The organism is Nocardioides sp. (assembly GCF_044226305.1).
GTDB lineage: Bacteria > Actinomycetota > Actinomycetes > Propionibacteriales > Nocardioidaceae > Nocardioides.
Window position 1 is genome coordinate 95,199 of sequence record NZ_JBGAHF010000002.1, and the last position, 23,983, is coordinate 119,181.

21 protein-coding genes and 1 pseudogene are annotated in these 23,983 nt (G+C 74.1%); 7 read left to right on the forward strand and 15 right to left on the reverse strand.

The genetic code is table 11. The annotated features are described in order from the left end of the window. Nucleotides 1-31 precede the first annotated feature (31 nt). Genes crtI through ACILQ5_RS02560 form a run of 3 tightly spaced genes read right to left on the reverse strand, consistent with a single transcriptional unit; the run spans nt 32 to nt 3,602 of the window. Complete coding sequence (crtI, locus tag ACILQ5_RS02550) at nt 32-1,651, reverse strand: phytoene desaturase family protein (RefSeq protein WP_395656402.1); 1,620 nt, start codon at nt 1,649-1,651, stop codon at nt 32-34. Then, nucleotides 1,648-2,532, reverse strand: coding sequence for a phytoene/squalene synthase family protein (locus tag ACILQ5_RS02555; protein ID WP_395656403.1), 885 nt, complete (start codon nt 2,530-2,532; stop codon nt 1,648-1,650). The genes crtI and ACILQ5_RS02555 overlap by 4 nt, the downstream gene beginning before the upstream one ends. Next, complete coding sequence (locus ACILQ5_RS02560; RefSeq protein WP_395656404.1) at nt 2,529-3,602, reverse strand: polyprenyl synthetase family protein; 1,074 nt, start codon at nt 3,600-3,602, stop codon at nt 2,529-2,531. Before ACILQ5_RS02560 ends, ACILQ5_RS02555 begins: the two co-directional genes overlap by 4 nt. An 83-nt stretch (nt 3,603-3,685) precedes the next feature. On the opposite strand from ACILQ5_RS02560, the gene ACILQ5_RS02565 reads away from it, so the two are divergent. Next, nucleotides 3,686-4,537, forward strand: a complete 852-nt coding sequence (locus ACILQ5_RS02565) for a DICT sensory domain-containing protein (RefSeq protein WP_395656405.1) — start codon at nt 3,686-3,688, stop codon at nt 4,535-4,537. A gap of 15 nt (nt 4,538-4,552) precedes the next feature. Here ACILQ5_RS02565 and ACILQ5_RS02570 read toward each other — a convergent pair whose 3' ends face one another. From ACILQ5_RS02570 to ACILQ5_RS02595, 6 genes are all read right to left on the reverse strand, one after another. Next, nucleotides 4,553-5,011 carry a hypothetical protein gene (locus ACILQ5_RS02570; RefSeq protein WP_395656406.1) on the reverse strand — a complete coding sequence of 153 codons (459 nt, stop codon included), beginning with the start codon at nt 5,009-5,011 and terminating at the stop codon, nt 4,553-4,555. 27 nt (nt 5,012-5,038) lie between these two features. Then, the gene (locus ACILQ5_RS02575) at nt 5,039-6,010 is read right to left on the reverse strand and encodes an AraC family transcriptional regulator ligand-binding domain-containing protein (protein WP_395656407.1); all 972 of its coding nucleotides are present in this window, start codon (nt 6,008-6,010) and stop codon (nt 5,039-5,041) included. A gap of 12 nt (nt 6,011-6,022) precedes the next feature. Further along, nucleotides 6,023-6,961 carry an SDR family NAD(P)-dependent oxidoreductase gene (locus tag ACILQ5_RS02580; protein WP_395656408.1) on the reverse strand — a complete coding sequence of 313 codons (939 nt, stop codon included), beginning with the start codon at nt 6,959-6,961 and terminating at the stop codon, nt 6,023-6,025. A gap of 160 nt (nt 6,962-7,121) precedes the next feature. After that, complete coding sequence (locus tag ACILQ5_RS02585) at nt 7,122-9,311, reverse strand: MMPL family transporter (RefSeq protein WP_395656409.1); 2,190 nt, start codon at nt 9,309-9,311, stop codon at nt 7,122-7,124. Nucleotides 9,312-9,499: 188 nt separating this feature from the next. Beyond that, entirely contained in the window at nt 9,500-9,778 is a 279-nt protein-coding gene (locus ACILQ5_RS02590) for a hypothetical protein (protein WP_395656410.1), read from the reverse strand. Between the two features lie 91 nt (nt 9,779-9,869). After that, nucleotides 9,870-10,862: an NAD(P)/FAD-dependent oxidoreductase gene (locus ACILQ5_RS02595; RefSeq protein ID WP_395656411.1), complete on the reverse strand. Its 993-nt coding sequence runs from the start codon at nt 10,860-10,862 to the stop codon at nt 9,870-9,872. Nucleotides 10,863-10,939: 77 nt separating this feature from the next. Between ACILQ5_RS02595 and ACILQ5_RS02600 the strand changes: the two genes are divergently transcribed. The 3 genes from ACILQ5_RS02600 (at nt 10,940) to ACILQ5_RS02610 (ending at nt 14,644) form a co-directional block, all read left to right on the forward strand. Beyond that, a complete protein-coding gene (locus ACILQ5_RS02600) occupies nt 10,940-11,536 on the forward strand; it encodes a helix-turn-helix domain-containing protein (protein WP_395656412.1) in 597 nt (198 codons plus the stop codon). Between the two features lie 53 nt (nt 11,537-11,589). Continuing rightward, nucleotides 11,590-14,307 carry a LuxR C-terminal-related transcriptional regulator gene (locus tag ACILQ5_RS02605; protein WP_395656413.1) on the forward strand — a complete coding sequence of 906 codons (2,718 nt, stop codon included), beginning with the start codon at nt 11,590-11,592 and terminating at the stop codon, nt 14,305-14,307. A gap of 100 nt (nt 14,308-14,407) precedes the next feature. Continuing rightward, entirely contained in the window at nt 14,408-14,644 is a 237-nt protein-coding gene (locus ACILQ5_RS02610) for a hypothetical protein (RefSeq protein WP_395656414.1), read from the forward strand. A 99-nt stretch (nt 14,645-14,743) separates the two neighbouring features. Here the strand turns inward: ACILQ5_RS02610 and ACILQ5_RS02615 are convergent, their stop codons facing one another. The 5 genes and pseudogenes from ACILQ5_RS02615 to ACILQ5_RS02635 form a co-directional block, all read right to left on the reverse strand. Beyond that, entirely contained in the window at nt 14,744-15,562 is an 819-nt protein-coding gene (locus ACILQ5_RS02615) for a PAS domain-containing protein (RefSeq protein WP_395656682.1), read from the reverse strand. Beyond that, a pseudogene (locus ACILQ5_RS02620) lies at nt 15,535-15,699 on the reverse strand (PAS domain-containing protein); the annotation flags it as partial. The pseudogene ACILQ5_RS02620 and the gene ACILQ5_RS02615, both read right to left, overlap by 28 nt. A gap of 75 nt (nt 15,700-15,774) precedes the next feature. Further along, a complete protein-coding gene (dmpG, locus tag ACILQ5_RS02625) occupies nt 15,775-16,875 on the reverse strand; it encodes a 4-hydroxy-2-oxovalerate aldolase (protein ID WP_395656415.1) in 1,101 nt (366 codons plus the stop codon). Further along, nucleotides 16,872-17,801, reverse strand: a complete 930-nt coding sequence (locus ACILQ5_RS02630; RefSeq protein ID WP_395656416.1) for an acetaldehyde dehydrogenase (acetylating) — start codon at nt 17,799-17,801, stop codon at nt 16,872-16,874. Before ACILQ5_RS02630 ends, dmpG begins: the two co-directional genes overlap by 4 nt. Beyond that, nucleotides 17,801-18,613, reverse strand: coding sequence for a 2-keto-4-pentenoate hydratase (locus ACILQ5_RS02635; RefSeq protein WP_395656417.1), 813 nt, complete (start codon nt 18,611-18,613; stop codon nt 17,801-17,803). Before ACILQ5_RS02635 ends, ACILQ5_RS02630 begins: the two co-directional genes overlap by 1 nt. 34 nt (nt 18,614-18,647) lie before the next feature. Between ACILQ5_RS02635 and kstD the strand changes: the two genes are divergently transcribed. The 3 genes from kstD to ACILQ5_RS02650 all read left to right on the forward strand — a co-directional run bounded on the left by kstD (nt 18,648) and on the right by ACILQ5_RS02650 (nt 22,777). Then, a complete protein-coding gene (kstD, locus tag ACILQ5_RS02640) occupies nt 18,648-20,339 on the forward strand; it encodes a 3-oxosteroid 1-dehydrogenase (protein WP_395656418.1) in 1,692 nt (563 codons plus the stop codon). Further along, nucleotides 20,339-21,187 (forward strand): MaoC/PaaZ C-terminal domain-containing protein, encoded by an 849-nt coding sequence (locus ACILQ5_RS02645; protein WP_395656419.1) that lies wholly within the window; start codon nt 20,339-20,341, stop codon nt 21,185-21,187. Before kstD ends, ACILQ5_RS02645 begins: the two co-directional genes overlap by 1 nt. A 99-nt stretch (nt 21,188-21,286) precedes the next feature. Further along, a complete protein-coding gene (locus tag ACILQ5_RS02650; protein ID WP_395656420.1) occupies nt 21,287-22,777 on the forward strand; it encodes a glycoside hydrolase family 5 protein in 1,491 nt (496 codons plus the stop codon). Here ACILQ5_RS02650 and ACILQ5_RS02655 read toward each other — a convergent pair. Beyond that, complete coding sequence (locus ACILQ5_RS02655) at nt 22,750-23,967, reverse strand: DUF480 domain-containing protein (RefSeq protein ID WP_395656421.1); 1,218 nt, start codon at nt 23,965-23,967, stop codon at nt 22,750-22,752. The two genes, ACILQ5_RS02650 and ACILQ5_RS02655, sit on opposite strands and share 28 nt — an antisense overlap. Between the last annotated feature and the right edge of the window lie 16 nt (nt 23,968-23,983).

Consider the following 23,983-nt stretch of genomic DNA (forward strand, 5'->3'; position numbering starts at 1 on the left):
CCCGCCGGCGCTCGGTCGCCCCGCGTGCCGCTCATCCGGGCACCGGGAGCGCCGACCGGTCGCCGGTGAGCCGCTTGAGCACGAGCTCGGCGCTGATCAGGCACATCGGCAGTCCCACGCCCGGAACCGTACTGGCCCCCGCGTAGAGCAGGCCGTCGACCTTCGACGAGACGTTGCCCGGCCGGAAGAACGCGCTCTGGCGCAGCGTGTGCTCGAGGCCGAGAGCGCCACCGCGCCAGGCGTTGTACCGGTGGGCGAAGTCCTCGGGTCCGACGGTGTGGCGCACCCGGACCCGGTCGCGCAGGTCGTCGATGCCGGCCCAGGCCGCCACCTGGTCGATCGCCGCGTCGGCCGTCCGCTCCACGAGCTCGGACCCCTGGCCGTCGGGGCCGCCGGCCCCGATGGAGACGTCGGCGGGCACCGGGACCAGCACGAAGAGGTTCTCGCACCCGGCGGGCGCGACGGTCGGGTCGGTCTCCGAGGGCTTGCAGACGTAGACCGAGGCAGGGTCCGGGACCCGCGTCTCCCGGCCGAAGATGTCGCCGAAGTTCTGGTCCCAGTCACGGGTGAAGAACAGCGAGTGGTGCGGCAGCTGCGGCAGCAGACCCTCGACGCCGAGCATGGCGAGGACCGCGCCGGGCCCGGGCGAGCGTCGCCGCCAGGCCCGCTCGGGGTGCGTCTGCAGGGCGGGCGGCAGCAACCCGGTCTCGAGGTGGTGCAGGTCGGCCGCACCGACCACGACGTCCGCCGGGAACGTACGACGCTCGCCGTCGACGACCACCTCGACGCCGGTGACGCGGGGTCGACGGCGGTGCTCGCCCGGCCCGGTCAGGATCCGGGTGGCGGTGGCACCGGTGTGCAGCCGCGCGCCGTGGCGCTCGGCGAGGGCGGCGATCACCTCGATCAGGCGCGTGAACCCGCCCTGCGGGTAGAGCACCCGGTCGCCGAGGTCCAGCCGGCTCATCAGGTGGTACATGCTCGGCGCCCGGCTCGGCGACGAGCCGAGGAACACCGCGGGGTACCCGAGCACCTGGCGGAGCCGGTGGTCGGAGAACCGGGCCGCCACGTGGCTGCCCAGGGAGCGGGTGAGCAGCCGGCCGAGCCGCGGGCTGCGGCGCAGCACCTCGGTGTGCAGGAGCGTCGTCGGGGCGTCGAAGTTGTTGTAGAGGAACCGCCGCAGGGCGATGTCGTAGGTCTCGTCCGCGGAGCGGAGGTAGGCGTCGAACTGCGCCCCCGACCCCGGCTCCAGCTCCTCGAAGAGGGCCCGGTTGTGCTCGCGGTCGGGGCGGACGTCGACCGAGCCGCGGTGCCCCTCGAAGAAGACCCGGTAGCTCGGGTCCAGCACGGTCAGGTCGAGCTCGGCATCCGCCGAGGTGCCGAGCAGGGCGAAGAAGTGCTCGAAGACCTCGGGCATCAGGTACCAGGACGCGCCGGTGTCGAACCGGAAGCCGTCTTGCTCGATGCTGCCGACCCGACCGCCGACGTCGTCGTTCTTCTCGACCAGGTCGACACGGTGTCCGCGGGAGGCGAGCAGCGCCGCGGTCGCGAGGCCCGCGATGCCGCCGCCGACCACCACGACCCGGCGCGACCCGGATCCTGTCCCGGTCACCGCGTCGTCGGTCGCGGCACGGTCCCGCAGGAAGGAGCTCACGCGCGCCGCCCGTAGAGCGCTCCGGCCATGACCCGGACCTTCACCGGGTCGGGGACCCGGACCCGGGTACGCCGGATGTCGGCCGCCGGCGTCGCCCGGAGCCGGGTCGCGAGCTCGGCGAACGTGGCGTGGGCGACGCGGACGGCCCGGCGGCTGCTCACCGGGAGGTCCGGGATCACCGCGGCGGCGGCGTCCAGGTCGGTGGCGATGTCGTCCAGGATCCGGTCCCGGTCCGCGTCGGAGAACCGGTCCACGTCGAGACCCGGGAAGTAGCAGCGGTCCAGCGTGTTGTGGTCCTCCGCGAGGTCGCGGAGGAAGTTGAGCTTCTGGAAGGCCGCGCCGAGGCGCTGGGCGCCGGGGGCGAGCCGCTCGTAGTCCCGGGCCCGGGCGGGCTCGGCGGCGAGGAAGACCCGCAGGCACATCAGGCCCACGACCTCGGCGGACCCGTAGACGTAGCGCCGGAAGGTCTCCGGGGTGTGGACGACCGTGTCGAGGTCCATCCGCATCGAGGCGAAGAACGGGTCGATCAGCTCGGCGCCGATCCCGCACCGGGTCGCCGTCCGCGCGAACGCGTGCACGACCAGGTTGCCGCTGTAGCCGGTCTCCATGGCCTGGTGCACGTCCAGCTGCAGCCAGCTCAGCATCCGGTCCCGGGCCGCCCGACCGAGGGTGGGGTCGGGGTTGTCGACCACCTCGTCGGCCACCCGGACCAGGGCGTAGACGTTGCGCACCGGCGTCCGCACCTGCCGGCCGAGCAGCAGGGAGGCCAGGCCGAACGAGCTCGAGTAGCGCCGGATGACGATCGCCGCGCTGTCCTCCGAGACCGAGTCGTAGAGGTTGTCCTCGTGCGCGAGCCGTCGGCTCGGGCTCACCAGGGTCATGCCGCCACCTCCTTCTCCGCGGCGGGACGACCGTCGGCGGCGTCGTCGCCGGCGAGCATCGGGAGGCACGCGGTCACGGCGGGGACCAGGTCCCCGGCGATGCCGAGCTCGTCCAGGACGGCTCGGGCCCCGGCGAGCTGGGCGGCGGCGAGCTCCTCGACGAACGCGCGGGAGCCCGAGGCCGTGAGCAGCCGCCGCGCGGTGTCCAGCTCGTCGTCGGTGAGGTCGCGGCCGACGTACGCCCCGATCTCCTGCCACTGCGGGGTCGAGGCGGCGTGGAGGAGGAGCGGCGTCTGCTTGCGCGTGCGCAGGTCGCTGGTCGCGCTCTTGCCGGTGCGGCCGGGGTCGCCGAAGACCCCGAGGAGGTCGTCGACCAGCTGGAAGGCCGCCCCGAGCAGCCGCCCGGCCTCGCCGAGCCGGGCCACGGTGCCGTCGTCGGACCCGGCGAGCACGGCGCCGGCCTGCAGCGGGAGCGCGAACGAGTAGGCGCTGGTCTTCTGCTCCTCCATCGCGAGGCTCTCGGCGAGGGAGGCCGAGCCGAGGTGGAGCGAGAGCCGGACGTCGGCGAGCTCCCCGGCCGCGGTGGTGTGGAGGGCCGCATCGACCAGGTCGAGCAGCCGCCGCACGACGTCCGTGGGGGCTCCGCAGGTCGCGACCGCCCGGACGGCGGCGGCCAGCGCGAGGTCCCCCGCGAGGATGCCCGCCGCGTGGCCGAGGTCGGCGGCCTCGCCCGGCGCAGCGCCGGCCGCCAGCGCGTGGGCCGTGTAGGTGCCGCTGACGTTGGGGCGCCCCCGTCGGACGTCGTCGCCGTCGATGACGTCGTCGTGGATGATCAGGGCCGTGTGGAGCAGCTCGATCGCGGCTCCGACCTCCGCGGCCGCGGCCGGGTCGGTCCCTCCGAGCACGCCGTGGGCGGCGGTCACCAGGGCAGGGCGGAACCGCTTGCCGCCCTCGGCCGCCGCAGCCACGGCCTGCCAGAGCCGGGCCTCTTCCGGGTCGATCGCCGCGGCCCGGGCGGCGCCCTCGTCGAGCAGCCGCTCCAGGGCCTCATCGGTGGTGCGTGGGGTCACGACCTTCTCCCTCGTGCCGGTTGTGGTGTCTAATCTAGGCAACACGTCAAGAAAAACCTAGGCGACGTGAAGAAGGGATGGTCATGGCGCCACCGCCGCGGACCCACGAGCTGACCATCGGCGACCTCGCGGAGCGCACCGGGGTCCCGCCGGCGACGCTGCGCAGCTGGGAGTCGCGGTACGGCTTCCCGCGACCGCTCCGCGGCTCTGGCGGACACCGCCGCTACGCCGAGTCGGACGTCGCCGCGGTGCTCGAGGTCCTGCGGCACCGCAGCGCGGGGCTGGCGTTCGACGCCGCCGTGCGACGGGTCTCGACCGATCCCGTCCGCAGCCGGTCGATCTACGCGGAGCTGCGTCGGTGGCACCCCACGCTCGCCGTGCAGACCCTCTCGAAGACCGCGCTCCTCGCGCTCAGCCACGCGATCGAGGACGAGTGCGCCGCGCGGGCCCAGGAGCCGTTGCTCGTCGGGTGCTTCCAGCGGGACCGGTTCCTCCAGGCGGCCCGGGCGCGCTGGGAGGACCTGGCCCGCACCGCCCGCGTCACCCTCGTCTTCGCCGAGCTCGACGCGCCCGCCGCGCCCGGCCGCGGACGGCCGGTCGAGGTGGCCCTCCCCCAGGACGCGCCCCTGAACCGGGAGTGGGTGGTCGTGTGCGACGCCCCCGACCTCCAGGCGTGCCTGGCCGCGGTCGAGCGACCCGGCCAGGAGGCGGTCCCGGACGCGCACCGCTGCTTCGACGCGGTCTGGTCGGTCGACCCGCGCGTGGTGCGCGACGCCAGCCGCGCCGCGGTGGACCTCGCCGACGAGTACCGCCCGGGCTGGCGCACGGCCGACCTCGCGCTCCTCGACGACGAGCCGCCGGCGGCGTCCGCCGACCTCCGGCGGGCGTCGGACCTGTTCTACCGGTCGATCAGCTACCTCGACCCGGGCAGCTGACGGGCGGCCGGCCGGTCAGGAGGAGGACCGGCTCGTGTAGACGCCGGCCGGGGTCTCCAGCTGCACCGGGTCGCCGTCCTCGGACAGCGTGATCACCCGGTCGCCGAACCGCGCCTCGTGGTCGGCGAGGTCCACCGCGCGCGGCTCCTCGCCGTGCCGGCCGGCCCGCCAGGAGCCCCTGCGCCCGTACCACCACAGGGCGCCGTCGTCGTCCTGCACGACGTAGTCGGTCGTGTACCGGTCGCCGTGCTCCCACGTGAGTGCGGAGGCGTTGGTGCGGTCGATCGCGTAGGTCTCGTCGACGTAGATCAGCAGCATCTCCCCACCAGGGCCGTCGAAGACCTCGGCGTCCCCGGGCACCATGGCGATCCACGACGGGGCCGGCTCGTCGGACGGTCCGCCGTCCGCCGCGCCGGAGCCGCCCGACGAGCAGCCCGCGAGCAGGAGCGCGAGCAGGGCGACGACGACCTTCACGTCCCCATCATGGCAACGTCGGTCGACTCAGCGAGCCGCGGCGCGGGGCGAGCGTCCGGTCCACGACCGGTGTGCTCGGTAGAACGAGCCCGGGTCGTCGTACCCCAGGAGGAAGGCGATCTCGGCGACCGAGTGCCGGCCCTGCTCCAGGTAGTGGGTCGCCAGCTCGGCGCGGGTCCGGTCCAGGACCTCGCCGAACGAGGTCCCCTCGGCGGCCAGCCGGCGCTGCAGGGTCCGAGGACTGGTCCCGAGGCGGAGCGCGACCTCGGAGGTCAGCGCGCGGCCCGCGGGGAGCAGCTCGAGCAGCGCGGCCGCCGCCGCGTCGGCGGTCCGGCCGGCGCCGTGCTCGGCGACCCGCCGACGCAGCAGCTCGTCGAGGGACGACTGGAGGGCCTCGTCGGCCGTCACGAACCGGCGCCGCGCGTCGAGGCGGGAGAACGTGACCGAGGTGGTCGGCCCCGGACGGACCTCGGCGCCGAGGACCTCGGCGAGGGCGGCGGCCGCCTCGGCCGGCGGCGGGGCGGGCGCGGTCAGCGACAGCGGGACGACGCGGGTCCGGGTGCCGGTCCGCGCGAGCCGCACCCAGAAGGCCAGCTCGGCGTGCAGCACGACCGGCGGCGGAGGCGGGACCTCCGGGAACCCGACGGTGACGCGGAGCCCGCGCTCGCTGTCGTCGACCGCGAGACCGAGCGGGCCCAGGAGGCTCTTGTGGGTCGCGATCCGGTCGGCGGCGGACACCAGGTCGACGCTGCACAGCGCCGCGAGGACGGCCGGGTCGACGGACTCGATGCGGAGCAGCTCGGCGACCCGGACCGCCAGCTGCGGCCCGACCTCGTCCTCGAGCACCCGCCACAGCGCGTAGTAGTCGGCCAGCGGCATCGTCCCCGACCCGGCCAGCAGGTCCGGGGACAGCCCGGCCCGCCGGAGCAGCGCACGCGGGTCCACGCCCAGGTCGGCGAGCAGGGTCCGGGCCGCCGGACCGACCGCGATCTCCCGCACCGTCGGCGCCCCTCAGCGCGGGCGTACGACGGCAGCCGGGTCGACCGGCAGGCCGGTCTCGCGCTCGGCGACCTGCCACAGCCGCCGCACGGCGTCGGCGGAGCCCGGACGCACCAGGGGCTTGGCCACCGGCGGCCCGCTGACGGCGAGGAGCGGCCCGTAGATGACGCCGGCCCGGGCGCGCGGGTCGGTCGCGGCCCGGAGCTGGCTCAGGGCGCCGCGCGGCACGCTCATCCCGACCAGGTCGGCGGCCTTGTCGTAGAAGGGGCCGAGCCGCCCGCCACCGCCCGCGTGCGCGGTCGTCGACTGGAGGTCGGAGTTGGTGTAGCCCGGGTGCGCGGGCACCGCGAGGGCGTCGACCCCGGCGTCCTCGAAGCGGGCCTGCAGACCCTGGGCGAGGTGGCGCATGGCGAGCTTGGTGTTGCCGTACTGCCGCCAGGCGTCGTAGCCCCCGCGCAGGTGCGGGTCGGCCGGGTCCAGGGGGTGGCCCTGGTGCTGGGCGATGCTGGACAGCGTGACCACGCGGGCGCCCGGGGTCGTCACGACCACCGGCAGCAGGTGGGACAGCAGGGCCCAGTGCCCGAGCACGTTGATGCCCAGCTGGGTCTCGAACCCGTCGACGGTGCGGCCCTCGGGCATCGCCATCACCCCGGCGTTGAGCATGAGGACGTCGATCCGCTCGTGTCGGGCCCGGATCGCGTCAGCGGCCTCGGCCACCGATGCGAGCGACCCGAGGTCGAGCGGGACCACCTCGAGGGAGGCCTGCGGATGGGTCGCCAGCACGTCACGCCGCGCGGTCTCGGCCTTCTCCTGGTTGCGGGCGGCCATCACCACGTGGGCGCCGGCGCCGGCGAGCGCCCGGGTCGACTCGAGGCCGAGGCCGCCGTTCGCGCCGGTCACGACCGCGGTGCGGCCGGTCTGGTCGGGGATGTCGTCGATGGTCCAGAACACGGGGGGAGCTCCTGCTCGTCGGGGTTCGTACGTCGAACCTAACGACTGACCGAGGGTTCCGGTATGGCAGATCGCGCCACATGGGTGCCGGATCGCGCCAGACGCCGAGTCGGCGCAGATGGGAGGACATCTGCGCCGACCGGCGGGAGGCAGGCTGCGATCAGCGGAGCAGCTCGTCGAAGGTCGGCTCGGTCCCCGGCCTGGCGGGCACAGCCGGCGTCCCGGACCCGTCGTGGACGCTCTCGCCCTCCACCGCCAGGTGCGGGAGCACCCGGTCGAGCCAGCCCGGGAGCCACCAGTTCGCCTTGCCGAGCAGCGCCATGGTGGCGGGCACCAGCACCATGCGGACGATGGTGGCGTCGACCGCGATCGCGACGGCCAGACCGAGGCCCAGCATCTTCAGCGACACCACCGGGCTGGAGACGAAGCTGAGGAAGACCGCGACCATGATGAGCGCCGCCGAGGTCACGACCCGGCCGGTGCCGGCGAGGCCGCGGGCGACCGACTCGGTGTTGTCGCCGGTGCGGTCGTACTCCTCCCGGATCCGCGAGAGCAGGAACACCTCGTAGTCCATCGAGAGCCCGAACAGGATCGGGAACATGATCACCACGATGATCGACGTGATCGGCGTCGGGCCCTGGAGGCCGAGCAGCTCGGCCCCCCAGCCCCACTGGAACACCGCCACCAGGACGCCGTAGGCGGCGCCGATGGAGAGCAGGTTCATGATCGCGGCCTTGAGCGGCACGGCGATCGACCGGAACACCATCATCAGCAGCAGGAACGAGACCGCGATGACCGCGCCGATGAACAGCGGGAGGGTCCGCGCGAGCTGGGCGTTCAGGTCGTCGGTGGTCGCGGTGATGCCGGAGACGTAGACGTTGCCGGGGATGACGTCGCGGACCCGGTCGATGGTCGCGGAGGTGTCCGGGTCGGCCGGTCCGGTGGTCGGGGTGGCCGCGAGGACGACCGTGTCGCCGTCGGCGGAGGTCTGCGGGACGCCGACCGAGGCGATGCCCGGCACCGAGGCGAGGTCGTCGACCAGGCCGGGCAGGCCGGCGGCGTCGACACCCGGTGCGCCGAGGTCCGCGACGACCGTCAGCGGCGCGTTGACACCGACGCCGAAGCCCTCGGTGAGCAGGTCGTAGGCCTGTCGGTGGGTGGTCTCGGCAGGCGCGTCACCGGCGGCCGGGAACGCCGTCTGCATGGCCAGCGCGGGAGCGGCGAGCGCGACCAGGACGAAGACCGAGCCGACCAGGTAGGGCCACGGCCGGGCCGAGACCCGGTGCCCGAAGCGCCACCAGACGGTCTCCTCGGGCACCTTCGCCGGACGGTGGCGGCGGACCACGCGACCCTTGTCGATGCGGTCGCCGAGCAGGCCGAGCAGCGCCGGCAGCAGGGTGATCGCCGCGGCGACGGCGGACAGCACCATCAGGGCGGTCGCGAGGCCGATCGACGTCAGGATCCCGACCCCGGTGATGGCCAGCGCGGTGGTCGCGATGATCACGGTCCCGCCGGCGAAGACGACAGCGGCTCCGGAGGTGCCCATCGCGTTGCTCAGCGCGGCGCCGTTGTCCTGACCGGCGGCCCGGTTCTCCCGGTAGCGGGCGACGACGAACAGGGCGTAGTCGACACCGACACCGAGGCCGACCAGCCCCGCCACCGGGATGGCGGAGACGGAGACGGTCATCGAGCCCGACAGGAGCATGATCCCGCCGATGGCCGCGCCGACCGAGACGAGGGACAGACCGATCGGCAGCACGGCGGCCACCGCCGTACCGAACACGACCAGGAGGACCAGCAGCGCGACGAGGAGCCCGATCCCCACGTGGCCGTTGTCCTTGTTCTCGGCGTTGAGGAACACCGCGTCGCCGCCGAGCTCGACCCGCAGGTCCGTCGCCTCCATCCCGGAGACGGCGTCGGAGAGGACGGTGAACGCCGGCTTGCCCATCTGTCGCTCCGGCACGTCGAGGGTCAGCTGTGCGTAGGCGATCCGGCCGTCCTCGGAGACGGTGCCGGCCCGGTACGGGTCGGTCACCGATGCGACGTGGTCGAGGGCGGCGACGTCGGCCAGCACGCCGGCGACGGCGGCGCGGTCCTGGTCGAGCGTGGTGCCGTCCTGGGCCTCGAGCACCACCAGGGCGGTGCCCTGGGCGGCCTCGGGGAAGTTCTCGGTGACCAGCGTGGTCGCGTGCGCGCTCTGGCTGCCGGGCGAGGAGAAGTCGTCGGCGAACGTCCCGCCCGCGCCGGCGGCGAGGACGAAGATGCCGGCGACGACGACGATCCAGCCGGCGACGGTGCGCCACGGGTGCCGCGCGCTGGCGAGCGCGACGGCGCGGGTGAGTCGGTCCATGGTCGTGCCTTTCGGGTGTGGGGGCCTCCGTGCTCCGGGGGTCCGGAGGGTGCGGGCGGAGGGGTTGCTCATGGACCCAGAAGCTAGGGACGGACGTGGTGAGCGGTCGTCACCACACGTGGTGACCGGGGTGGTGATTCGCCGCAGGCCCCCGGGACCCGCGAGTCGGCGCGTCGTGCCGGCGGGGGTCAGCCGGCGGTGCGGGTCAGCAGCCGGACGCGCACCCGGTGCAGGCGCGGCATCAGGCCGTAGATGACGATCGGGACGGCCACGGTCGCCAGCACGAAGGTGCGCAGGACCGGGTTCGCGTCGCGCAGCCACGGTCCGATGGTCAGGTTGAGCACCGTGAGGGTCGGGAACACCGCGATCCAGATCATCAGCGCCAGCTGGTGCTTGGTCGGCGGGCCGACCGGGCTGAGGGCGCGAGCGGACTGCTGGGGGGCGGGGGTCGGACGGGTCTCGGACATGAGGGTTCTCCTTCGGGTGTGGTGGGGCGTGCGGGACCGGCCGGCGCCGCAGGGCGGGGCCGGGACGGGGGTTCGGGTCAGGTGCCCGGGCTCAGACGGGGAGGCCGTGGCGGAAGTTGGCGACCGCGACGGGGAGGTCCTCCTCGACGAGGTCGTTGTTGATCGCGATCGCGGCGGCGGACCCGCCACCGGCGGCGGTGATGACCTGGGCGCGGGGGTCGACCGCGTTCCCGGCGGCCCAGACGCCCGGCACGCTGGTCCGGCCGGTGGCGTCGACGGCGACCCCGCCGCCCTCGTGCGTGGCGCAGCCGAGGTCGGTGAGCAGCGCGTCGTTCGGGACCAGGACGGGACGGACGAACACGGCGGTCCGCGGCACCACCTGGCCGTCGGCGAGCTCGACCCCGGCGAGCCGGTCGTCCTCGACGACCAGCGACACGACGGGTACGTCGACGACGCCGATCGCCCGGGCGACCAGCTGCTCGCGCTCGGCGGCGCTGAGGGTGCTGCCGTGGCTGAAGAACACGACGTCGTCGGACCACTGGCGGACGAGGTGCGCGTGGGCCAGCGCACCCGGGGTGCCCCCGAGCACGCCCAGGGGCTGGTCCCGCACCTCGTAGCCGTGGCAGTAGGGGCAGTGGAGCAGGTCCCGGCCCCACCGCTCGCGGACGCCCGGGAGGTCCGGGACGTCGTCGCGCAGTCCGGTGGTCACCAGGACCCGGCGGGCGCGCAGCACGGTGCCGTCGGCCAGGGTGACGTCGAACCAGCGGCGACCGCCGCTCACGCCACGGGCGGTGATCGACGACACGGTGCCGGCGACCAGCTCGCCGCCGTACCCCGCGACCTCGTGCCGGCCGCGGGCGAGCAGCTCGGAGGGCGGCAGCCCGTCCGAGCCGAGGAAGCCCTGCATGTGGGCGGCCGGGGCGTTGCGCGGCCGGCCGGCGTCGACGACCGCCACCCGGCGCCGCGAGCGGACGAGGACGAGTGCGGCGGACAGGCCCGCCGCTCCCCCGCCCACGACGACGACGTCGTACGGGGCGCCGTCACGGTGCCGGGCGGCCACGGGGTCCTGCGCGTTCTCGGTCATGGGACGAGGATCGCCACTTCGCGGACGCGCGACAACCGTTGTTGCCGTTTCCGGGAAGGCCGGGGTGCAATGGCGCCATGACCGACGACTCCGCCCAGATCACGACGACCCTCGAGCTGGTCGGTCCCCGGCTGCGCCGCGTGCGGGAGCAGCGGGGCATCACGTTGACCGACGCCGCGCAGGCGACCGGGATCTCCAAGAGCACGCTGTCCCGCCTCGAGAACGGCCAGCGGCGACCGAGCCTGGAGCTCCTGCTGCCGCTCGCGCAGGCCTACCGGGTCCCGCTCGACGACCTGGTGGGGGCGCCGGAGGTCGGCGATCCCCGGATCCGGCTCAAGCCACGGCGCGTCAACGGCCGCACCGTCCTCCCACTGACCAGGCCGGGCGGCGTCCAGGCGTGGAAGATCGTCATCCCGACCTCCCAGTCGGAGCCGCGGCCGCGGACCCACGACGGCTTCGAGTGGCTCTACGTGCTCTCCGGCCGGATGCGGCTCGTGCTCGGCGACCAGGACCTGGTCCTCGGGTCCGGCGAGGTCGCCGAGTTCGACACGCAGGTGCCGCACTGGTTCGGCAGCACCGGCGAGGAGCCGGCCGAGGTGCTCAGCATCTTCGGGCGACCCGGCGAGCGGATGCACCTGCAGGCGCGGCACGACATGATGGGGGCCGCGCACTGACAGCCCGGTGCTCCGCACCGAGCGATCGGTGCCCGGCAGGGGAAGGGACGCGGATGGCCGACGCGCTAGTGGGCACCAAGCTGCTGCCCCCACGACCGCGCCGCGACGCCGTGCCGCGGACCCGGCTCTCGGGTCCGCTCGAGCGCGCCGAGGAGGCGGCGGTGACCCTCGTGTCGGCGCCGGCCGGCTTCGGCAAGACCACGCTGGTGGCCTCCTGGCTGGCCGGTGACGACCGCCCGGTCGCGTGGGTCTCGCTCGACGAGCGCGACCGCCGGCCGGCGTCGTTCTGGGCCTACGTCCTCGCCGCCCTGGACCGCGCCGTCCCAGGCGCGGCCGCGGCCGCGCTCACCCTGGTCCAGTCCGGTCAGGCTCCCGTCGAGACCGCGCTCGCCGCCGTGGTGAACGAGCTGAGCGTCCACGACGGCGACGTCGTCCTGGTCCTCGACGACTACCACCTCGCCGACGGCCCCGACGTCGCCGACGGCATGTCCTTCCTGGTGGACCACCTGCCGCCGCAGCTGCACCTGGTGATCACGACCCGCGCCGACCCCGCGCTGCCGCTGTCCCGGCTGCGCGCGCGGGGTCAGCTGGTCGAGGTGCGCGCCGCCGACCTCCGCTTCGACGCCGACGAGGTCACCGCCTACCTCAACGGTCTCCACGACCTCGCGCTGCCCGCCGACGCGGTGGCGGCGCTCGCCGCACGCACCGAGGGGTGGGTCGCGGCCCTCCAGCTCGCGGTGCTGTCCCTGCAGGGGCGCGCCGACGCCCCCGGGTTCGTCGACCGGTTCGCCGGGGACGACCGGTTCGTCGTCGACTACCTGGTGGACGAGGTGCTCAGCCGGCAGCCCGACGACGTGCGCCGGTTCCTCCTCGACACCGCCGTCCTCGACCGGCTCACCGCACCCCTGTGCGAGGCGGTCACCGACAGCGCCGACGGCAGCGGGCGGGCGATGCTCGACCTGCTCGACCGGGAGAACCTCTTCCTGGTGCCGCTCGACGACCAGCGGCGCTGGTACCGCTACCACCACCTGTTCGCCGACGTCCTGCGCGTGCACCTGCTCCAGGACGGCCCCGAACGGGCTGCCGGACGGCACCGGCGCGCGAGCAGCTGGTTCGCCGAGCACGGCGAGACCGAGGAGGCGGTGCGGCACGCGCTCGCCGCCGGTGACGGCGCGCGGGCAGCCGAGCTCGTCGAGCTCGCGATCCCGGACCTGCGCCGCGAGCGGCGCGAGGACGTCCTCCGCCGGTGGCTCGACGTGCTGCCCCCGGAGGTCGTGCAGGACCGGCCCGTGCTCGCCACGGGCCTGGCCGGTGCCCTGATGGCCAGCAACGAGTTCGGCGACGTCGCACGCCGGGTCGCCCAGGTCGAGGAGGTGCTGGCCCGACCGGCGGCCGAGCAGGTCGTCGTCGACCACGCCGAGCTCGCGCGGGTGCCCGCCACCCTCGAGATCTACCGCGCCGGGCTGTGCCTGGTCGCCGGCGACCCCGCCGCCACCATCGAGCGCGCCGGCCGGGCGCTCGCGCTCGCGCCGGAGGACGACGACCTGGCCCGTGGGGCGGCGTCCGGGCTCGCCGGGCTCGCGGCGTGGGCGTCCGGGGACGTCGTCGCGGCTCACCGCTCCTACGTGGCCGCGGCGGAGGCGCTCACCCGCACCGGGCACATCGCCGACGTGCTCGGCTGCTCGCTGACCATCGCCGACATGGAGCTCGCCCTCGGGCGGCTCGGCGACGCCGCGCGCACCATCGAGGGCGCCCTGGACCTCGCCCGGCGGCACCAGCCCGATCCGGCGACGCCGATGCGCGGTACGGCGGACATGCTCGTCGCCCTGAGCCGGACGGCCTGGCACCGCGACGACCTGCGCACCTCGGCCGACCTCCTCGGTCGCGCCGACGACCTCGGCGAGTCCGCCGACCTCCCCCAGAACCCCTACCGGTGGCGGGTCGCGATGGCGCGCCTCCGGGCCGCCGAGCGCGACTGGCCCACGGCGCTCGAGCTCCTCGACGAGGCGGAACGGGTCTACGTCGGGGACTTCTCCCCGCAGGTCCACCCCGTCCACGCGACCCGGGCCCGGCTCCTCGCCACCTCCGGGGACGTCGCCGGCGCGACGGCCTGGGCGCGGCGGCACGGGCTCGACGCGGACGACGAGCTCAGCTACCTGCGCGAGTACGAGCACGTGACCCTCGCCCGGGTCCTGCTCGCGCAGCACCGCTCGACCGGGTCAGCCGCGACGCTCTCGCGCGCTGCCGGCCTGCTGGACCGCCTGCTCGAGGCCGCCCTCGCCGGCGACCGGTACGGCACGGTGATCGAGGTGCAGGTGCTGCGGGCCGTGGCGTCCTCGGCGGCCGGCGAGCGGAAGACGGCACTGGCCGCTCTCGAGCAGGCCGTCGACCTGGCGGAGCCGGACGGCTGGACCCGCTTCCTCCTCGACGCCGGCCCGGGGCTGACCGACCTGCTGGGCGACCTGGCGGCACGCCGCCCCGCCTCGGCTTTCCTGCAGGGGCTGGTCACCGACCGGACGGCCGGACCGGACGCCGTGGCGGCGCCGCCGACCACCCTCGTCGATCCGTTGAGCGACCGCGAGCTCGACGTGCTCCGGCTGCTGGGGTCGGACCTGGACGGCCCGGCCATCGCCCGCGAGCTCGTGGTCTCGCTGAACACGGTGCGCACGCACACCAAGCACATCTACACCAAGCTCGACGTCAACAACCGCCGCGCCGCCGTCAGCCGTGCCCACCAGCTCGGCCTGCTCTCCCGGTCCGGGCGCGCCTGAGCCGGAGATCACCACCAGGATCACCAGGTGATGTGACGCCCGGTCCCCGCCCCCGCTCCTAACGTGCCGACATCAGCACACGAGCACGAGGAGCAGGCCAGTGAGCACGGCACACGAGCCCGGTCGGTACGAGATCCGGATCCGAGGACGCCTCGACGACCGCTGGGTCCCGTGGTTCGACGGCATGACCGTCACGGTCGCGGACGAGGGCGTCACCGTCCTGCGCGGCCCGGTCGCCGACCAGGCCGCGCTGCACGGCCTCCTCGCCCGGCTCCGCGACCTCGGCCTGCCGCTGATCTCGGTCGGCCCCGCCGCGGACCCCGGTCCCGACCACTGACCCGCCCGCCCCCGCTGGAACCCGACATCAGCACCGACGTCACCACCCGTCCGATCGCCGTCCCGCCCGTCATCGACCGCGCCCGGGCCGGAGCTCCGGTCAGGCCGTCGGGTCGTACGGCGGCGGCTTGACGACCTCGCGCAGCGTGCCGATGGCGCGGACCACCGTCTCGCGGGCGGTCTCCAGCCCGGCGAGCTGGGTCGCACCCGCCCGCGGCAGCAGCCGGTCGAGCTCGAGCGTCGCCGCGAAGAGGTCCTGGAGCACGTCCGAGTGCATCTTGTCGAGGAGCCGCTCCCGCTCGTCGATCCGGGCCAGCCGCTCGCTGCGCCGGATGTTGCAGACCAGGCTGCGCACGTCCGGTTCCGAGAACAGGTCGGTCACCGCCATCTCGACCCAGGTCCAGCCGCCGGCCGACCGGACCCGGAGGTCCCCGACGCGCTCCGTACCCGCGTCCTCGTCCTCGAGCAGCTCGACGAACGCGACCCGGTCCTCGGGGTGGACCCGGTCGCCCAGGGACTCCCCCACGACGTCACGGACCGGCCACCCGAACAGCGTCGTCACCGCGGGGCTGGCGTAGCTGACGACGTGGTCGTCGTTGAGGATCACCGCCGCGTCGCTGGACCGCTCCATGAGGTGTCGGACGGCGGCGCCCAGGTTCAGGGACTCACCGACGATGCCGATCAGCTCGCCGTCCCGGTAGATCCCCGCGTCGGTGACGAGCGCCTGCAGCACCTCGCCGTCGCGCCGCTGCACCGCGAACCCGCCCGCCCAGGACTGGCCGTGCCGCAGCGCCTCCATGATCTCGGCGGCGGCCTGGCGGGAGATCTGGGGGATGACGACGTCGGCGATGTCGCGCCCGACGACCTCGTCGGCCGTCCAGCCGTACAGCCGTACAGGTCCTCGGCGGCCGCGTTCCAGAAGAGGATGATGCCCTCGGGGTCGGTCGCGATCAGCGCCTGCCCGAGGCCGTGGAGCAGCTCCGCGTCGGTCGGACCGGGCGCGCCGGCCACGGCGCTCGGTGCCGGGTCCGGGCCGTTCCTCATGACCTCAAGCATGGAGCTTCCGCAGCAGCGCGCGGCACGGTCGAAGGGCCCCGAGCCTCCGGCCGACGGGCCCAGGACCGGTCGGGACTACGCCGTACCGGCGTCCGCGGCCGCCTTCTCCTGCTCCGCCTTGAGCATCAGTGCGATGTCGATCAGCTGGTCCTCCTGGCCGCCGATCAGCTTGCGGCGGCCGGCCTCGAGCAGGATCTTCGCGCCCGAGACGCCGTAGCGGTCCGCGGCGTTGCCGGCGTGCTTGAGGAAGCTGGAGTAGACCCCCGCGTAGCCCATCATCAGCGTCATCCGGTCCAGCTGGCACTCCTCGGGCATCGCCGGCCTGATGACGTCCTCGGAGGCGTCGACGACCTGGAGGAAGTCGACGCCGGTGACCCACCCGAGCTTGTCGCAGACGCCGATGAACGCCTCGAGCGGCGTGTTGCCCGCGCCCGCCCCGAAGCGCCGCACCGAGCCGTCGATCTGGGTGGCGCCCGCGCGGGCGGCGATGACGGTGTTGGCGACCCCGAGGCCGAGGTTCTCGTGGCCGTGGAACCCGACGTCGGCCTGGTGGCCGATCTCGGCAACCAGCGCCGAGACCCGGTCCGCGGTCTGCTCCATGATCAGCGCACCGGCCGAGTCCACGACGTACACGCACTGGCAGCCGGCGTCGACCATGATCCGGGCCTGCCTCGCCAGCACCTCCGGGGGCTGGGTGTGGCTCATCATGAGGAACCCGACGGTCTCCAGCCCGAGCTCGCGGGCCAGGCCGAAGTGCTGGACCGAGACGTCGGCCTCGGTGCAGTGCGTCGCGATCCGGCAGATCTGGCCGCCGTTGTCCTGGGCGGCGCGGATGTCGTCCTTGGTGCCGACGCCGGGCAGCATGAGGAAGGCGATCTTGGCGCGCGTGGCGGTCTCGGCCGCGATCTTGATGAGCTCCTGCTCCCACGTCCTCGAGAACCCGTAGTTGAACGAGGAGCCGCCGAGGCCGTCGCCGTGGGTCACCTCGATCACCGGGACGCCGGAGGCGTCGAGCGCCTCGACGATGTCGTGGCACTCCTGGGCCGTGAACTGGTGCCGCTTGTGGTGCGAGCCGTCACGCAGGCAGGTGTCGGTCAGCCGGAGGTCGAGCCGGCCCCACGGCTCGTCGCCGTGGGTGCCGCTCCACGTGCGGGTCAGGGCGTCGATGTCGCTCATGCGGAGGCTCCCAGGATCGAGCGGGCGATGTTCTCGCCGACCTGCGTGGCGGCGGCGGTCATGATGTCGAGGTTGCCGGAGTACGGCGGCAGGTAGTCGCCGGCACCCTCCACCTCGACGAAGATCGAGACCTTCGTCTGGCCCCGGGTCGCGTCCGACGGCCCGTCGACCTGGGGTTCCTGGAGGAGCCGGTAGCCGGGCACGTACTCCTGGACGGCCCTCTCCATCGCGACGACCGACTGGACGATCGCGTCGGTGTCGGCGTCCGGCGGGACCGCGCAGAAGATGGTGTCGCGCATGATCATCGGCGGCTCGGCCGGGTTGAGGATGATGATCGCCTTGCCGCTGGCGGCACCGCCGATCGTCTCGACGCCGGCGGCCGTGGTGCGGGTGAACTCGTCGATGTTCGCGCGGGTGCCCGGGCCGGCGGAGACCGACGAGACCGAGGCGACGATCTCGGCGTACGACACTCCGCCGACGGGGGCGGCGGCCCGGGAGACCGCGGCGACCATGGGGATCGTGGCCTGGCCACCACAGGTGATCATGTTGACGTTCATCGCACCCACGTGCTCCTCGCCGTTGACCGGCGGGATCACGGCGGGGCCGACGGCGGCGGGCGTGAGGTCGACGGCGCGGATGCCCGCCTCCTCGTAGCGCGGCGCGTACTCGCGGTGCACGTAGGCCGACGTCGCCTCGAAGATCAGGTCGGGCAGCTCGTCCTGCTTGAGCAGCCAGTCGACGCCCTCGTGGCTGGCCTCCAGACCCCGGTCGGCGGCGAGCCGCAGCCCCTCGCTGGTCGGGTCGACGCCGATCATCCAGCGCGGCTCGATCACGTCGCTGCGCAGCAGCTTGTACATCAGGTCGGTGCCGATGTTGCCCGGCCCGACGATCGCCGCGCTGAGCTTGGTCACGGGGCTCTTCGCCATCACCACTCCTTGAAGGTCACGGACAGCGGGGCGAACCCGCTGATGGAGGCGACCACCCGGTCGCCGGACGAGAACGGGACGAACGGGCCCAGCGCGCCGGACAGCACGACCTGACCGGCCCGCAGCGGGTCGCCGAACCGGTGGCACTGCACGGCCAGCCAGCGCAGCGCCTCGAGCGGGTCGCCGAGGCACGCGGCACCGGTCCCGCTGGAGCGCTCCTCGCCGTTGACCGTCAACGACATGACGACGTCGACCGGCGAGATCCCGTCCGGGTCCGGGGCGAGCGGCCGGCCCTCGGTCCCGACCACGTAGAGCCCGCTCGACGCGTTGTCCGCGACGGTGTCGGTGAAGCCGATGTCCCACCCGTCGATCCGCGAGTCGACGATCTCCAGCGCCGGCAGCGCGACGTCGACGGCGGCGCGCACGGCGGCGAGGGTGATCTCCTCCTCCGACGCCGGGGCGACGTCGGCGGCGAGGCGGAACGCCACCTCCGCCTCCACGCGCGGCTGCAGCAGCGTGCGCATCGGGATCGGGTCCTCGTGGCTGACGTCCATCTCGTCGAGCAGGTAGCCGAAGTCGGGCTGGTCGACGCCGAGCTGGTCCTGCACGGCCTTCGAGGTCGCACCGATCTTCCGCCCGACCACCACCGCCCCCGCGGCGAGCCGCTTCTGCACGAGACCCTGCTGGACGGCGTACGCCGCCGGCAGGTCGTCGGTGCCGATCAGGTCCCGCACCGGGGCGCACGGCTCGCGGGTGGCCAGGGCCAGCGCCAGGCGGTCGACAGCGGCCGAGATCGCGTCGTGGGTGGTCACGGGACGATAGTAGAACCTGTTACAGTTTCTGGCCATGACGACCCCCCTCGCGGCCCGTCTGCCAGAGAGCGTCGACGTGGTCGTGGTCGGCGCCGGTGGCGCCGGCATGTCCGCCGCCCTGGCGGCGTCCGCGCGCGGCCTCGACACGGTCCTGCTGGAGAAGAGCTCCTACTTCGGCGGGTCGACCGCACGCAGCGGCGGGGGCGTCTGGATCCCGAACAACTACGCGCTCGAGGCCGCGGGCCAGGGCGACGACCCCGCGCTCTCCAAGCTCTACCTCGACTCGATCGTGGGCGACGTCGTCCCCAAGGTCCGGCGCGACACCTACCTCGACCGCGGCCCGGAGGTCCTCGACTTCCTGCGGGCGCGGACGCCGCTGCGGTTCCAGTGGGTCCCGCAGTACGCCGACTACCACCCGGAGGCGCCGGGGGGCCGGGCCGCGGGCCGCTCGGCGGAGCCGGTGCCGATGGACGCCCGGTTCCTCGGCGAGGAGCTCGAGCGCCTGCACCCGCAGTACACCAAGGCGCCGGCGAACCTGATCGTGACCCAGGCCGACTTCCGGAAGATCAGCCTGGGGCTCCGCACGGTCCGCGGCCCGCTGACGATGGCGAAGGTGCTGCTGCACCGCGTCGTGAGCCTGCTGCGAGGCCGGAAGATGTACGCGATGGGCAACGCGATCGCGATCGGTCTGCGCAAGGGGCTGATCGACGCCGGCGTCCCGCTCTTCTACGACACCGAGCTAACCGACCTGGTCCTCGAGGACGGCCGCGTCGTCGGCGTCCGGGTGCGGCAGGGCGACGAGGAGGTCGTCGTGCGCGCCCGCCGGGGCGTCGTCCTCGGCAGCGGCGGCTTCGAGAAGAACCTGGAGATGCGGGAGAAGTACCAGCCGCAGCCCACCTCGGTCGACTGGACGACCGGCTCGCAGTTCAACACCGGCGGCGGCGTGCTCGCCGGCATCGCGGCGGGCGCCGAGACCGACCTGATGGACGACGCCTGGTGGGGTCCCACGATCCCGCTGCCGTCCGGCCCCTGGTTCTGCCTCGCCGAGCGCAACCTCCCCGGCTCGATCATCGTCAACCAGGCCGGCGAGCGGTTCATGAACGAGGCGCTCCCCTACGTCGAGGCGGTGCACGAGATCTACCGGGGCGAGGCGACCGGCGTCGGTCACGTCCCGGCATGGATGGTCATCGACCAGCGGTACCGCAACCGCTACCTCTTCGCCGGACTGTCGCCGCGCCAGCCGTTCCCGGGCCGCTGGTACCAGCACGGCACGGTGGTGAAGGCCGCGACCCTCGAGGAGCTCGCCGAGCAGATCGGCCTGCCGCCGGGGGCGCTGACCGAGACCGTGACCCGCTTCAACGGGTTCGCCCGCTCCGGCACCGACGAGGACTTCCACCGCGGCGAGAGCGCCTACGACAAGTACTACTCGGACCCCACCGTGAAGCCGAACCCGTCGCTGCACACGATCGACCAGGCGCCGTTCTACGCGGTCAAGATCGTGCCGGGCGACCTCGGCACCAAGGGTGGTCTGGTCACCGACGAGCGGGCCCGGGTGCTGCGTCCCGACGGCTCGGTGATCCCCGGGCTGTACGCCGCCGGCAACTGCTCGGCCGCCGTCATGGGCCGCACCTACGCCGGGCCGGGCGCCACGATCGGGCCCGCCCTCACCTTCGGCTACCTCGCCGCCGAGACGATCGCCGCCGACGAACCGCGCCAGGAGACCTGATGCCCATCGACCCCGACGTCGCCGTCGGCGCCGAGCTCGGCTCGCTCGACTTCAGCTGGGCCGAGAGCGACGTGCTGCTCTACCACCTGGCGATCGGCGCCACCGACCTCTCCTACACGCTCGAGGGCCCGGCACTCCAGGTGCTGCCGTCGTTCGGCGTGGTGGCACCGACGTTCCACATGACCGACCCGCCGCCGCTCGACCTGCCCGGCTGCGACATCAACCTCGCCCAGGTCGTGCACGGGTCCCAGGCCGTCGAGGTGGCCGGACCGCTGCCGACCAGCGGGTCCGCGACCGTCTCGGTCCGGATCAGCGAGATCTGGGACAAGGGCAAGGCCGCCGTCATCTGGCAGGAGGGCGTCGCCACCGCCCCCTCCGGCGAACGGCTCTGGACCACGCGCTCGTCGATCTTCGTGCGCGGCGAGGGCGGCTGGGGCGGCGACCGCGGCTCGTCCACCCCGGTCGAGGTCCCCGACCGGGAGCCCGACCTCGACACGACGTACGACGTGCTCCCCCAGCAGGCGCTGCTCTACCGGCTCTGCGGCGACCGCAACCCGCTGCACGCCGACCCGGACTTCGCGAAGGCCGCCGGCTTCCCCGCGCCGATCCTGCACGGGCTGTGCTCCTACGGCATCGTGCTGCGCACGCTCACCGACGGGCTCCTCGGCGGAGACGCCGCCCAGGTCCGCGGGTTCGGCGTGAAGTTCGCCGGGGTGGTCTTCCCGGGCGAGACCATCCGGACCCGCGCCTGGCGCGAGGACGGCCGGGTCGTCGGGTCCGCGACGGTCGCGGGCGGGGAGCGCGACGGCGCGCCCGTGCTCGGCGACGTGGTGCTCACCCTGCGCTGACGACCCGCGCACCGGATCGCCCAATCTCCAGACGTCACACGTCCGGAAAAACTAGGCTCCGGCCGTCCCCACCCGGGGACCCGATCGAGGGGGAACCAGATGCCAGGTCACGGCCGCGTGCCGACCGTCGTCGCCACCGCCGCTGCCGCCGCGGCCGTCGTCCTCGCGACGCTCCCGGCACCGGCGTCGGGTGCACCGTCGAGCGGCCCCGACAGGGCGCCGACCCCCCAGCTGCACACGCAGGTGTCGTTCCCCACCCGCACGGTCACCGACTCCGCCGGCAACACGCTGCTCGCCGACGCGTCGGGGCGCGCGCTGCAGCTGCACGGCGCCAACCTCGGCAAGACCGACGACATCACCGAGCAGGACGTCGCCAACCTCGGCGCCTCGGGCTTCACCCTGCTCCGGCTGCCCATCCAGTGGAGCAAGCTCGAGCCCACCCAGGGCAGCTACGACGCGACGTACCTCCAGCACGTCGAGGACGTGCTCGACTGGGCGGAGCGGTACGGACTCCTGGTCCTGGTCGACTGGCACCAGGACGTCTACGGGCCGTACTTCCCCGGCTTCGACGGGGCACCCGAGTGGACGACGCGCACCGACGGCATCGCCTTCACGCCGGACCCCGGGAACTGGTTCAACAACTACTTCGACCCGGCGGTCAAGGCGGCGTTCACCCACCTGTGGAACGACCCCGACCTCCGGCAGGCCCAGGTGGACGCGTGGACCTACCTCGCCGAGCAGCTCGCGGGCTCGCCCGCGCTGCTGGGCTACGACCTGTTCAACGAGCCGATGTGGACGTCGAGCACGTTCGACAAGGACGAGCTCCCGGCGATGTACCGCCGGGTCATCGCCGGGATCCGGACGGTCGACCAGCGCTCCTGGCTGTGGGTCGAGCCGACGGTGCTGGTCGGCGAGGGGCTCCCGACCGGGCTGCCGGGCATCGACGACCCGCGGACCGGGGCCGACCGGATCGGCTACGCCCCGCACGCCTACTCGACCGACGTCGAGGACGGCGGCGACTGGGACGTGTCCAGCAGCTGGGTCCGCTCGTACGAGTCGATGATCGTCGGCTACCCGCGCCGGCACGACCTGCCGGTCCTGGTCGGCGAGTGGGGTCCGAGCAACGCCGACGCCGAGCACCCCGGCAACATCGAGCTGGTGCGGCAGCAGACCGCGAGCTTCTCGCGGTTCGCGACGGGCTGGGCGATCTGGTACGGCTGCTGGTCGGCCACCGGCTCGGGCTACTGCCTGTTCTCCGACGACCAGGGCCACCTCGCGCCCGGGCACGCCGCGGCCGGTCGGCCGTACCCGCTCGCGCTCGGTGGCACCGAGGTCTCCGAGCGCGCGTCCGCCGGCCACTACCTGCTGCACTACCGCCCGACCCGCGGCGTCACCACCCAGGTCGTGCTGCCGAGCGGCTTCGCCGACCAGCCGGTCGTCCGGCTCACCGACGCCCGCGGCCGGAAGGTGGACGCCCGGGTCACCGTGTCCGCCCCGTCGCGCACCGGCGCCCGCGCGGTCACCGTCCGACCCCGGGCCGCCGTGACCTCGGCGTGGACGCTTCAGATCGGCTTGCGCGCCACCACGTAGAGCCGCTCGCTGGTCTCACCGCGGTGCGCGAGCGCGCCGCGGCGGTACCACTCGACGTCGATCAGCCCGGCCTCCTCGACGAGCGGGACCACGTCGGCGGGCTCGTGGTAGACGAAGTCGAGGTCGATCTCGGCGTCGAACCACGAGTCGTGGTGGGCCACCTCGGCGCCGGCGTGCATCGCCAGCACCAGCCAGCCGCCCGGGAGGAGCGGTCGCGCCAGCGCAGCGACGGCGGCCGGGAGCTCGGAGGCGGCGAGGTGGATGAGCGAGTACCAGCCGAGGACGGCGGCCCAGCCCTCCGCCGTGGTCGGCCGCATCAACCGGCGCAGGTCGCCGACCTCGTAGCGGCCGCCCGGGAACCGGCGTCGGGCCTCCGCGACCATGCCCGGCGACAGGTCGAGACCGGTCGCGTCCACGCCCGCCGCGGCGAGGTGGGCCGTCACGTGGCCCGGGCCGCAGCCGACCTCGACGACCGGTCCCCCGGTCGCGCGCGCGTGCTCGGCCACCCGGCCCAGCAGCCAGGTCTCGAACGGCAGCCCGGCGAGCTCGGTCAGCAGGCTGTCGGCGTAGGCGGTCGCCACGGCGTCGTACGACGCCCGCACGCGCTCGTCACGCGCCTCGGCCCCGGCCGCCAGCACGCTGTCGCGGTCCACGGCCGGCGCGGACGGGGCCGTCGGCGCGCCCTCCGCGGGCGGCTCGCCCAGCAGGTGCCTCCAGCGGGCGTCGCGCTCACCTCCCCGGCGGGGCAGCTCGCGCACCAGGCCCCGCTCGGCCATCCGGCGCAGCACCTGCTCGACGACCCCGCGGTCGGCGAACTCGTGCAGCCGGTCGGTGCGGGTCCGCAGCTCCCCCGGCGCCTGCGGTCCGCGGAGCAGCAGCACGGTCAGCAGCGCGCGCTCGTCGTCGGCGAGGTCCAGCACCTCGTCGAGGGCCTGGTGGTACTTCAGGGTCCGCCGCCCGGTGGCGGACCAGACGATCCGCAGCAGTCCGCGGTCCTTGAGCCGGCGACCGACCCGCTCGACGGCCTGCTCGTCGTAGTCGGTCACCGGCTCGCGGCTCGAGGTCTGGTTGCAGGCGGTGCGCAGCGCGTTGAGGCTCAACGGGTAGCTGGCCGGGACGGTGACCTGCTTCTCCAGCAGGCTGCCGAGGACACGCTGCTCCTCCGCGTCGAGGACGGGCAGGTCGGACATGGTCCGACCCTACTGA

Bases quoted from the DNA above. Each gene is read 5' to 3' on its own strand.
- ACILQ5_RS02555 (WP_395656403.1), bottom strand. From the start codon at position 2,532: ATGACCCTGGTGAGCCCGAGCCGACGGCTCGCGCACGAGGACAACCTC.
- ACILQ5_RS02565 (WP_395656405.1), top strand. From the start codon at position 3,686: ATGGCGCCACCGCCGCGGACCCACGAGCTGACCATCGGCGACCTCGCG.
- ACILQ5_RS02585 (WP_395656409.1), bottom strand. From the start codon at position 9,311: ATGGACCGACTCACCCGCGCCGTCGCGCTCGCCAGCGCGCGGCACCCG.
- ACILQ5_RS02590 (WP_395656410.1), bottom strand. From the start codon at position 9,778: ATGTCCGAGACCCGTCCGACCCCCGCCCCCCAGCAGTCCGCTCGCGCC.
- ACILQ5_RS02595 (WP_395656411.1), bottom strand. From the start codon at position 10,862: ATGACCGAGAACGCGCAGGACCCCGTGGCCGCCCGGCACCGTGACGGC.
- ACILQ5_RS02600 (WP_395656412.1), top strand. From the start codon at position 10,940: ATGACCGACGACTCCGCCCAGATCACGACGACCCTCGAGCTGGTCGGT.
- ACILQ5_RS02605 (WP_395656413.1), top strand. From the start codon at position 11,590: ATGGCCGACGCGCTAGTGGGCACCAAGCTGCTGCCCCCACGACCGCGC.
- dmpG (WP_395656415.1), bottom strand. From the start codon at position 16,875: ATGAGCGACATCGACGCCCTGACCCGCACGTGGAGCGGCACCCACGGC.
- ACILQ5_RS02630 (WP_395656416.1), bottom strand. From the start codon at position 17,801: ATGGCGAAGAGCCCCGTGACCAAGCTCAGCGCGGCGATCGTCGGGCCG.
- kstD (WP_395656418.1), top strand. From the start codon at position 18,648: ATGACGACCCCCCTCGCGGCCCGTCTGCCAGAGAGCGTCGACGTGGTC.
- ACILQ5_RS02645 (WP_395656419.1), top strand. From the start codon at position 20,339: ATGCCCATCGACCCCGACGTCGCCGTCGGCGCCGAGCTCGGCTCGCTC.
- ACILQ5_RS02650 (WP_395656420.1), top strand. From the start codon at position 21,287: ATGCCAGGTCACGGCCGCGTGCCGACCGTCGTCGCCACCGCCGCTGCC.
- ACILQ5_RS02655 (WP_395656421.1), bottom strand. From the start codon at position 23,967: ATGTCCGACCTGCCCGTCCTCGACGCGGAGGAGCAGCGTGTCCTCGGC.